Origin of the sequence: Gracilimonas tropica DSM 19535, assembly GCF_000375425.1 — a bacterium.
Taxonomy (GTDB): Bacteria; Bacteroidota; Rhodothermia; order Balneolales; family Balneolaceae; genus Gracilimonas; species Gracilimonas tropica.
Genome location: NZ_AQXG01000002.1, coordinates 299353 through 310451 on the forward strand (window position 1 = coordinate 299353; position 11099 = coordinate 310451).

General features: G+C 43.0%; 7 protein-coding genes. 5 read left to right on the forward strand and 2 right to left on the reverse strand.

Annotation, left to right across the window (positions count from 1 at the left end; all coding sequences use genetic code 11):
• Positions 1-19 precede the first annotated feature (19 nt).
• The 5 genes from B151_RS0104955 (at position 20) to B151_RS0104975 (ending at position 7916) form a co-directional block, all read left to right on the forward strand.
• Entirely contained in the window at positions 20-1705 is a 1686-nt protein-coding gene (locus B151_RS0104955; protein WP_020402503.1) for a phosphodiester glycosidase family protein, read from the forward strand.
• Between the two features lie 16 nt (positions 1706-1721).
• The gene (locus tag B151_RS0104960) at positions 1722-3017 is read left to right on the forward strand and encodes an MFS transporter (protein ID WP_020402504.1); all 1296 of its coding nucleotides are present in this window, start codon (positions 1722-1724) and stop codon (positions 3015-3017) included.
• A gap of 83 nt (positions 3018-3100) precedes the next feature.
• Positions 3101-4060 (forward strand): TolB-like translocation protein, encoded by a 960-nt coding sequence (locus B151_RS0104965; RefSeq protein WP_020402505.1) that lies wholly within the window; start codon positions 3101-3103, stop codon positions 4058-4060.
• A 41-nt stretch (positions 4061-4101) separates the two neighbouring features.
• Complete coding sequence (locus B151_RS20005; protein ID WP_051069716.1) at positions 4102-6606, forward strand: N-acetylmuramoyl-L-alanine amidase; 2505 nt, start codon at positions 4102-4104, stop codon at positions 6604-6606.
• Positions 6607-6704: 98 nt separating this feature from the next.
• Positions 6705-7916: a hypothetical protein gene (locus tag B151_RS0104975; RefSeq protein WP_020402507.1), complete on the forward strand. Its 1212-nt coding sequence runs from the start codon at positions 6705-6707 to the stop codon at positions 7914-7916.
• A gap of 38 nt (positions 7917-7954) precedes the next feature.
• On the opposite strand, the gene B151_RS19400 is transcribed toward B151_RS0104975, so the two are convergent.
• Together B151_RS19400 and B151_RS0104985 are read right to left on the reverse strand one after the other, a co-directional pair.
• A complete protein-coding gene (locus B151_RS19400) occupies positions 7955-9814 on the reverse strand; it encodes an N-acetylmuramoyl-L-alanine amidase (protein WP_020402508.1) in 1860 nt (619 codons plus the stop codon).
• A 4-nt stretch (positions 9815-9818) separates the two neighbouring features.
• Complete coding sequence (locus B151_RS0104985; protein WP_020402509.1) at positions 9819-11066, reverse strand: exo-beta-N-acetylmuramidase NamZ family protein; 1248 nt, start codon at positions 11064-11066, stop codon at positions 9819-9821.
• Positions 11067-11099: the final 33 nt, after the last annotated feature.

The following is an 11099-nucleotide window of genomic DNA, read 5'->3' on the forward strand; positions in this document are numbered from 1 at the left end:
TGTAAAAAGGATACAAAGCATGAAAAAAACGATACTGTTTACCGCACTCTTAATTTTCTTTGTCAATCAGCCAAACTTATTTTCTCAATCAATAACATGGACAGAGAAAACAAATACGGTTAGTCTACCTGACGGGGTAAAATTCTATGAAGGGGTCAGAGAAACACCGGCATTTAAAGGTTGGTATTTTGAAGTCGATCTTAAGAACAAAAACATTGCCTTAGTTCCATACCTTGCAAAAGGCGGTACTGAAAAAATCTCTGATTTCGCTTCCCGGAAAAATGTTTACGCCGCTATAAATGGAGGATTCTTTGGGGGTGACGTAAGCTACTCCACTCTTATTCAACCCGGGCGTGTTTTAGCACAAAATGTGAGTTCTTTAACTAGAAATTCCCAAAGCTATCCGGTCATTCGCAGCATGTTTGGTATCCGCGAGGATCGGAGTATGTCGGTCGATTGGATTTATCATTTCGGAGGAGGGCTCGAAAATCTTTTTAAGTTCGATGCACCGTTGCCTTATTCAAGTTCAAATACCGATCCTTTACCCGCGCCCGAAAAAGCAGATGGGTTAAAGTATAATGATCCGTTTATGGGGGTTGGTGGCGGCCCCGTATTAGTGAAAGGTGATTCAGTTCATGTAAGCTATAATGAAGAAATATTTTGGGGATCCGGAGTCGGCAGAGACAATGCCGATCCTCGTACTGCAGTAGGATACACAGATGATGGAAAAGCAATATTGATGGTAGTGGATGGTCGACAAGGGGATGTTTCCCAAGGCGTTAGCCTTCCTGAACTTGCTCAAATCATGATAGACCTGGGAGCTACTGAAGCTTTAAACCTGGATGGCGGAGGATCGAGTCAAATGGTCATTGAAGACTCCTTGGTTAACCGCCCAAATGGCAGCACGTTCCAAAGAAGCCTGGCTACATTTTTGGCAATCGTACCCTCTGACTCTATTCCGGAAATACCTATTGTCGGTTTTGAACAAATCATAGATACCGGTGATGACAGTGCCTCAGTAAGTGAGGGATGGAGTGAATCAGCTAACTCCGGCTATTATGGAGACACTCCTTCTCTTATAACATTGGGTGGAGATGGCTCTAAAACTGTTGCCTTTAATGCTAATTTACCCCAAGCAAATTTATATGAACTTTACGGGTGGTGGGTATCCTCCTTCAATAGAAGTAAAAAAGCAGCATATGTTGTACTACATGCTAATGGAAGAGATACGGTATTTGCAGACCAAAGCACCGACAACTCACAATGGGTAAAACTTGGAGAATTTGAATTTACAGGGACAAATTCTGATAAAGTGATCATTTCAAATACCGGTGGAGATGTAAATAATTATATCGTTGCAGATGCTATTCGCTTTGTAGCCGCGAAAAAGGAACCAACCTCAAATGAAGAAGAATATTTAATTGTGCCAGAAGGATTTAAACTATTACCTTCTTATCCAAATCCTTTTAATCCAAATACAACCATTTCGTATCAGATCCCCGAAGCAGGAAAAATATCTCTAAAAATATTTGATGTAACCGGAAGACTGATTTCTACTTTAGTTGATGGCTCCCAAAACCCCGGTACTTTTCAGTATAGCTGGAATGCCAAAAATATGTCAAGCGGTATATATCTGATAAAACTGGAATACGCTACTGCAACTAATCGCTGGATAAGAACACAGAAGGTTACCCTAATTAAATAAGAACTTAATCTATAGCATGAATTCTATTGCCAAGTTTAAAAAGAACCCGTGGTCCTGGATCCCAACTCTTTATTATACACAGGGGATACCCTATGTAATGGTGGTAACGGTCTCGGTAATTATGTACAAAGATCTTGGCATTGATAATGCTGAGATTGCTCTTTACACCAGTTTACTGGCATTACCATGGGCTTTTAAACCGGTCTGGAGTCCACTTATTGACGTCTTTAAAACGAAACGCTGGTGGACCTACCTCATGCAAGGTATCATTGGAGTTGGCTTTGCCGGGGCAGCCATCACCTTAAATACGCCCTACTTTTTCGAAGCATCCCTGGTATTCCTTTTTATTGTAGCCTTCTGTTCTTCTACCCATGATATCGCTGCCGATGGCTTTTACATGCTGGCTCTTTCGGAAGAGGATCAGTCCTTTTTTGTTGGGATCCGGTCTACCTTTTTTCGGCTCGCCATGTGGAGCGGTGAAGGTTTATTTGTTGTACTTGCCGGACTTATCGCCACCAGCACGGGAAGCGCTTCCTTTTCGTGGATCTCCATTCTGGCAATTGTAGCTCTGCTTATGTTTGTGATGTCGGCCTACCACGGTTTCATGCTACCCGCTCCTGCTGACGATCACCCCGTAAGAGTTGAGGGCGAATCGCCGCTGAAAGCTGTTTGGGAAACTTTCGTTGAGTTCTTCAAAAAAGACCAGATCGTGCTCGCTATTCTGTTCATCCTGCTTTATCGTTTTGGGGAAGGACAACTTGTAAAACTGGCCGCTCCTTTCTTAATGGATACCCGTGAGGCAGGCGGTCTTGCACTTTCGGTGACGGAAGTCGGGGTCATAAACGGTATCATAGGCCTGCTCGCTTTAACGGCCGGAGGAATTTTAGGCGGAATTGTAATTTCGAGACACGGACTGAAAAGATGGCTTTGGCCCATGATCATAATCATGAACCTGCCCAACCTGGCCTATTGGTACCTTGCAAAGTTTCAACCCGAATCTTTTATTACAATCAGCACCTTGGTAGGTGTGGAAAAATTTGGTTACGGCTTTGGATTTGCCGCTTTCCTGATGTACCTCATCTATGTGGCAAAAGGAAATCACAAAACTGCACATTATGCTTTTGGTACCGCCCTCATGGCATTTGGAATGTCTATTCCGGGAGCCGTATCCGGTTACATTCAAGAGGCTATCGGTTATGAGTACTTCTTCCTTTGGGTACTCGCATCTGCAATACCCATCTTCATATTAACCCCTTTCATTAACATTGATCCTGATTTTGGGAAAAAGAAGGATGACACCGAGCCTGAATAAATCGATTAAATCTAATATTCTTAAAAACCACTTCGTTATTTAGCACACCATGCTTTTTGAACTTAGCAAACTTACTTAACATCATGATGAAAATATCTTCTACCCTATTTCTGCTCTCGATTTTAAGCCTGCAACTGTCAGTCTTTACGGCAACTGCCCAACCGGTTCCTCAAGGGGAACCCACCAAGATCATAGAAGAACCTGACATGGTCTTTATGAATCCGTCTTGGTCGCCGGATGGTGAGAAAATAGCTATTACCTCGGCGCGCTATCAAGGACTTTGGATCACCGATGAAAACGGACAAAATCTACGAAAAGTCACCGATGAAGAAGCCGGTTTTGGATTTTCTTGGTCCTCTGATTCAGAGTCTATTCTTACCCGTGTTTCGGAATACCAGAACCGCCGCCGCAAACTCGCTGTTAAGATCTTTCATACCGATGGCAGCGCCGATCAGATCACGGAATACAGAGACGAGATGCCTGCCCTGCCTACCTGGGCTGATTTCGATCAGCAAGTAGTACTTATAAATGAAGGTGAGGTTGAAGCCTTTGATTCTCAAAAAGAAGTTCCAGCAGCCATGAAACAAAAAACAAGGCAGCCATTTTATGTGCTTAAAACCGATCAAATTGCCAAAGGAATGGTTCCTGAAAACAGCACAGAGAATATCTCTCCTTTCCAGGATGCCACTTACCTAAACCTGCAGGTTTCTCCCGACGGACGTAAACTTGCCTTTGAGGTTTATGGCGGGAACTTATACGTAATGAATATTGATGGAACAGGACTGATGGATCTCGGAAAAGCAAACCGCCCCAAATGGGCTCCGGATAGTAAATATATCGTGGCTATGGTAACAGAGGATGACGGCCACAATATTACTAAATCTGATCTCTATGCCTTAAGTGTAGATGGTACAAACCGCATTAACCTGACCTCCTCAACCGACCTGATAGCTATGAACCCGGACTGGTCTCCTAATGGACAACAGATCTTATTCGATACCTCTCAGGATGGAGCTATTTATGTTTTAAATATCGCCTACTAACACATTTTCAATTTCAGCACACTATAATCGTTTTTTTAGCTATGAAATCTTACTTATTTACCTGCATAATAGCTCTTCTCACTACCTTCCAATATGCCCAGGCACAAACCGTGACGGGACTGGATGGATTTAGCATTTTCCTGGATCCCGGACACAGTGAAACAGAAAATATGGGACTCTACAACTACTCTGAGCCCGAAAAAGTTTTACGAGTTGGATTGGCGTTACGAGACATGCTGCTTACCCAAACCGATATTGATACGGTCTATATGAGCCGTACCAGTGATTCCCAACAAGTCCCATTGACACAACGGGATGATCTTGCCAATGCAACCGGAGCAGATTTTTATCACTCCATTCACAGTAATGCGGGTTCTAATACCCAGAATAACACTCTTTTCTTGTATGGTGGCTGGCGTTCTAATGGCCAAACTGTTGAAAAGACCCCGAATGGCGGTAAGGATATGGGAGATATCATGGAGACTGAACTTACCGACGCCATGCGTATTCCAACTATAGGAAACTGGGCCGATCGCAACTTTTATCAGGGTAGTAATGTTGAAAATCACAGTAATCAATACCCTTATCTGTTTGTGAACCGAACTACCAATATGGCTTCTGTTTTAAGTGAGGCAGGTTTTCATACCAACTCCATCCAGCAGCAGCGTAATCTAAATGCCGATTGGAAGCGACTTGAAGCCCAGTCTTTCTTTTGGTCTATACTTGAGTATCTCGGAGTTGAACGTCCGCCGGTGGGTATTGCTGCAGGTTACATCACCAATGCGGATGGAGCAAAGACACTTAATGGAATAAATGTTCAGGTAGGCGACACAACCTATGTTACAGATTCTTACGAATCCCTTTTTCACAAATACAGTAGTGAATCTGACGAGTTAAGCAATGGCTTCTACTACCTCGATGGGTTAGAAAACGGCCCCACTCAGTTGATCGTTTCCGGGGAAGGCTTTTACCCTGATACGCTTGACATCAACGTTATTGAAGATGACTTCACCTTTACGGATGTTGCTCTGGTTTCCAGTGTTCCCCCATTTGTTGCAACCACATCAGTTGGTGAAGATAATGAGATCAATCCCGGTGAAGATCTTATTATCGAATTTAGCCGTTCTATGAACCGCTCCTCAGTTGAAAATGCTTTAAGTCTGAGCCCTGGGGCAGATTTCAGTCTTACCTGGACTTCTAACAAAAAACTAATTATCTCGACGGCGAGCTTTGATTTTGAAAGCAGCTATACCTTGAAAATCGATTCCACGGCGCTGGATAATTCATCCTATGCTCATAGCCTTGACGGAAATGGAGATGGTTCACAAGGCGATTCATTTACTCTTACTTTTGCAACCGGCCCGGTTGACATCATTCCTCCGGCCATTTCCGATATTCGCCCTACCAACACCCGATTGAATGAGCTCTGGCCCATCATCAGTGCTACCTTTGATGAACCGCTGGACACTACTCTTTTTGATGAAAATACTGTAGACCTAAGCAATAGCGGCTACTCCGTACCGGGAGAGATCGTGTATTATAATGTTGGTGATCGAAGCGTGATTAACTTTTTCCCATCCGAGAGACTCGCCAAAAGCAAAAACTACACCCTGACTTTTTCCAAATCCATAAGTGATACCGTTGGTAACAGCCTGGGATCTGATGTGGCCAGAACCTTCCCGACCGGCGATCAGGATATAAAAAATGAAACCGTTGTAGATGACTTTGAAAGTGGTCTAACCGGAACCTGGTGGACTCCTGAACAATCCGGCAGTACGGAAGGCTATGATCCTGAGTTCACCTCCGTTGAGATCGACAATAACATTGTAAATTTATTTTCGGAAAGCACCGGAGCTATGCGTATCAACTATGGCTGGGATACCGATGAAACCTCACATCTGATCAGAGAATATCGCGGATCCAAAACAACTCCCAAGTTTGGGACAGACCGCATTTTACAGGTTTATGTTTTTGGTGATGGAAATGGCAATAAATTCCGATTTATGGTTAGAGATGGAAACGGAGAGCTTGAGGGCAGTACCTGGTATACCGTTGACTGGCTCGGCTGGAAATTGGTTACCTGGAACATGGCTGAAGATGAAACCGTAGCCTGGGCCAATGGCAATGGCACTTTGAATGGAAATCTTTACCTGGATAGTTTCCAGCTTACCTATACTCCCGGTCAACCTGCAACCGGCTTTATTCTTTTTGATGACCTGAAAGCCGTAGAAATGGGCTTAGCTACCTCAACAGAAGAATCACCTGTTGCGGCAGACATCCCGGAAGAGATCGAGTTAAAGCAAAACTACCCAAATCCCTTTAACCCAACTACAAATATTAGTTTTGGACTGCCGCAGAAAAGCAGGGTAGCCCTCAAAGTGTTTGATATGCTTGGACGGGAAGTAGCCACCGTTTACAATGGTGTCAAAACCCAGGGTTTCCATACCGTTTCTTTCGATGCCTCTAACCTATCAAGCGGGGTATATTTATATCGAATAGAAACTGACTTCGGCGTTATTTCTAAAAAAATGACTTTGCTTAAATAGCAAAATTACTATTTTCAATATCTTATAAATTGTATTATTAGGGACTGACTTAAAACTTCAGTCCCTTTTTTTTATCCCCAAGACCTAAAAGCCCGATTATGCGATATACGATTCTATTTCTCTTTTTCATTTCCCTGCTTTCATTCCAAGCTAACGCACAGGAAATGTTTGAACGCGGCTATTATATAAACTCAGGTCAAACGAAAGTTGAAGGGCTTATAAGTCTGAATTCCGTTACCGATAGTGAGCCATTCATACTGTTCAAATCGACATATAAAAGCGATGCCGATACTGTTTTCCATAAGCATATCAATGAACTGAAGGTTTCAGGTTTCAAATACATTAGAAATGAGACCCGCATATTGTCTTCAGAATCAACTTTGGAGGAAGAGAAATTCTTCAGGCAAAGTAAACTTCTAAAGGTTGAACTTGAAGGCCGGGCTGTTTTATATAGTATTGAAAAAGATGAAAAATACACCTTCTATTACTCTGTTCCCGGTCAGGTTCCTGAACAGCTTGTTTACGCACAATATATCAGAAACGATGGTCAGACTGCCCGAAAAAACACCTTTCGGGACCAACTTTCAGAAAATGTGAATTGTGGGGATCAGAATTTTTCATCTTTAAGGTATAACCGGTTTGAGCTTATCAATGTTTTTAAAGCATATAATGAGTGCTCCGATTCGGATTATAAAACATATCAGGGCATTCCCGCACTCTCATGGAAATATCTGAACATTGGCTTGGGAACCGGGATTTCCGGAAACTTTGTAGAAAGCACCAATACTGTTTTGGATACTGAGATCGCACGGTTTTCAACCATTGCTCCCTATTTTGAAGTTGATGTTGAATATTTACTCCCCTCTATAAATAACCGAATCGGATTCTTCTTTACCGGCGGCTATCTGCAGTTTTCTGACAGCGATCAACGAACTATCCTTGGCTCACCCCAAACTATCGACCTGACTTATGAAGTCATTCAAACTTCTATAGGAGTAAGAGGGTATTTACCCCTCGGCAATCAAGTTAAGGCACACGCCGAATTGGGTTTTGGACGTGATTTCGAGGTTGGCAAAGGTATATCGATTGATTACGAACTGGGAGGCAACGGATACAATGACTTCAACGACCCTCAAATGAACGGGCATTTAACCGGAGGTCTAGGTCTCACTGTTTTCAATCGATACATACTGGAAGCCAAATTCAGACATTTAAATACCCGGCTTTCTGATATCTCTTCCGATCAAAAAGTGAAGCAAGGAATCCTGACCATAGGCTTTAAATATTTACTCAAAAGCTACTACAAATAACGCAGTAGCTTTTGAGCATATTTATTTGAACCGGTTTTTTATTTTTCCGGCATGTCAGATACGCTTTCGAGATAGCCATGCTTGAGGTAAAATTCCTCAAGTCCCTTTACGATCTGTTCAGCTATCTTTTGTTGGAAATCCGGGTCCATTAGAAGCATTTCTTCTTCAGGATTGGAAATAAAAGCCGTTTCAACAAGAACATTTGGAAACTCAATTGGTGCGTTAAGAGAGAAATTAAAGCTTCCTGTTAAACCGTAATCATCAAAACCAAGATCCATCATATTTTTGTACATGATCTCAGCCAACGGTCTGAACGCCATGTGTTTGTAGAAAGCGCCCGTTCCTTTAATCTCTCTCGGATCACTTATATAACCAATAGAATTCGCATGAATACTGACTAACAGATCAGCTTCATTCTCAAGCGTTATCTCTTTTCTCTCACTCATGTACACATAGCTGTCATCGGTTCTTGGGAGAATCACATTCGCGCCTTTTTCCAGTAACAGCTCTTCGAGTTTCTTGGTGATCTGCAGCGTTACATTTTTCTCTAAGGTGCCATCAGCTCCCAGGGCTCCATTGTTATCTCCGCCATGCCCGGCATCCACCGATATGGTTCTTCCCTCCAATGGATTGTTCATATTCGTGACTACCGGAGGACGACGAACCTCAATATTCAGCTGCGATCCCCATCCATATCCAACATGATATCCCCAGTTTTGGCTGTGGCTTAACTCGATCTCTATTCTAAACCGGCCATCCTCAACCTGGCTCCAGGTTACATCCTTGATACCGTGAGAACTTCGGTGTTTGATCTTCCAGTTAGTGTTGGATGTTGCACCAAACACATCCACTATGATCACATTTGGCTCAACATCGGTATAGGATATATAGGGTAATTTCTCGGATAAATTGAGGGTTATACGATCCAATTTATCTTCACCACTGATCCGAATATTCCCGGTCAAAGACTCTACCGGTGATGAATATTCACTTTCCAGATCCACAAAACGAGTTGGAATCCATGCGCTCAAACTTCTGGATAGTTGCACCTTATAGTTGTCATTCTTGAGTCCTGTAATATTCAATAAAACTCCCTCCTCAAGATCACCGTACTTAGCACCACCCAGTCGATCCGTTCCCATGCCGATATTCAGGTAGGCATCGTCACTGTTAACGCGTCCAACACGGGGAAGTCCGTTGAAACTTACGGTGTACGTGCTTTTTTTCTTTTTATAAGAGAAGAAGTTCTTCTTCATCTTGAATGTGATGTGCTTGTCTTTCACAAAATCTGATGGACGAACCAAATACACTCCCCTGTATAATCCTTCAACCCCTGCAATAGAAACAGGAACTTCATGCATCGGTATATTTCTTTTGAAACCATCGATATTGAAAACCACTTTTTGTCCGGGTGTGCCCAAAAATTGAACCTCGAGCTTCTCTCCTGTTTTGAACCATCGGTTGCTCCCCGGTTTTTCAAACCGGTCAGTGATCGTTTTGCCCTTCAAGGAAATTGGCTTGGGAGGCTCCGGCCTGATGAGGTACATGGTTTTAGAAAGGCTGTCACCGTTCAAGGCCGTCATGAAGTGTATTTGAGTAGTATCAGCGGTGTGTGAGATCATATCAACAAATGCACCGCTCTCATATACCTTCAAGAGGTTCCCATTCACTACAACCGTCGCCCTTGGATTTGTATTTCCGGCAATACGATATCGTGAATATGGATACATAACGGTATCCGTTTCGGGGATCACAATATTAAGATAAAGTGAATCACTGTAAGCTTCGATTGTAGAATCAACCGCAACAGAGTCTGCCTGAACGGCTAAAGTGTCGACCTGGGCGAATGCCGTTGTGTAAAAGATCAGTAGTGTAAATAAGAAACCTAAATACTTCATAGAATTATTTGTAGAGGTAATAGTTTTTTGATTTTTCTAAGAACGATGTAATGTCTTTGTTCAGGTAATCTGAGATATCAGAAACGCTGTAATTTTTACTGAACCGCTTCCTGATCTGATCGGTGCCGGTCACTTTGTCAAACATAGACCACCTGTTTTTACCCATTTCGAAAACTTTCACATCAGGATACATTTTGTGATGCACCTGCATAAAATAAAACTGAAGTTTCATCAGCTCCGCTTTCTCGTATTCAGTAAAATGAATTTGGACACCATGCAGGGTTTTACCTTCATCCCGGCCGTAAAATGGTTTAAATACAATAGGCCGAAATCGTACGCCGGGAAGACCAAGGGCATTCATATTTTTTGCAAGTTCCGTTTCATCGATCCACTCAGCAGCAAATACCTGAAATGGAAGCGTATATCCAACGCCTTCAGAAAAGACTCCCAATTCTCCCATCACACCGGTTGAGACATAGTAGTACACGGAATACTCATGGGGAATATGGGGCGAGGTTGGAACCCAGGGCAACCCGGTTTCATCAAACGTCATGTCTCTGTTCCAGCCCTCCATTTCGATCACAGTCAACTCGCACTGTGCACCACCTTGAAGCCAGCCTTCTTCGTTAAGCATAATGGCAACCTCTCCGGGCGTAAGTCCATAGATATAAGGCACCGGAAACTGACTCACAAAAGAGAAATATCCATCCTCTACAATATTTCCTTCCACCTTATTCCCACCTAAAGGATTTGGGCGATCCAATACCATGAATTCAATATCGTGTTCAGCAGCGGCTTCCATTGCAAGCCCCATGGTGCTGATGTACGTGTAAGAACGGACTCCAATATCCTGAATGTCGTACACCAGTATATCAATTCCTTCAAGCATTTCAGGGGTGGGTTTGCGGGTTTCACCGTAAAGTGAGTAGACCGTGACACCGGTATATTTATCAACGTAGGTATCAACCTTATCGCCGGCGGCAAATTCTCCCCTAACCCCGTGCTCAGGGCCGTACATAGCTGCTAACTCAACCCCGGGAGCATTGTAAATAAGATCAATTGTTGAGCGAAGCTTTCTGTTTACACCGGTAGCGTTGGTGATCAGTCCTACCTTTTTGCCTTTCAACGGCTCAAAATCTTGCTCAGCCAATACTTCTATTCCCGTTTTTACTACGGCCGGTTCCTGTGCTTTGATGTACATACTCCCCGTAAATACAAGCAACAGAAGTATGGCAAATAATTTATTGATCATGGTAAATTTAAGTTCAATCTTTTAACATTAAGC

Bases quoted from the DNA above. Each gene is read 5' to 3' on its own strand.
- B151_RS0104985 (WP_020402509.1), bottom strand. From the start codon at position 11,066: ATGATCAATAAATTATTTGCCATACTTCTGTTGCTTGTATTTACGGGG.
- B151_RS0104965 (WP_020402505.1), top strand. From the start codon at position 3,101: ATGATGAAAATATCTTCTACCCTATTTCTGCTCTCGATTTTAAGCCTG.
- B151_RS0104960 (WP_020402504.1), top strand. From the start codon at position 1,722: ATGAATTCTATTGCCAAGTTTAAAAAGAACCCGTGGTCCTGGATCCCA.
- B151_RS19400 (WP_020402508.1), bottom strand. From the start codon at position 9,814: ATGAAGTATTTAGGTTTCTTATTTACACTACTGATCTTTTACACAACG.
- B151_RS0104975 (WP_020402507.1), top strand. From the start codon at position 6,705: ATGCGATATACGATTCTATTTCTCTTTTTCATTTCCCTGCTTTCATTC.
- B151_RS20005 (WP_051069716.1), top strand. From the start codon at position 4,102: ATGAAATCTTACTTATTTACCTGCATAATAGCTCTTCTCACTACCTTC.
- B151_RS0104955 (WP_020402503.1), top strand. From the start codon at position 20: ATGAAAAAAACGATACTGTTTACCGCACTCTTAATTTTCTTTGTCAAT.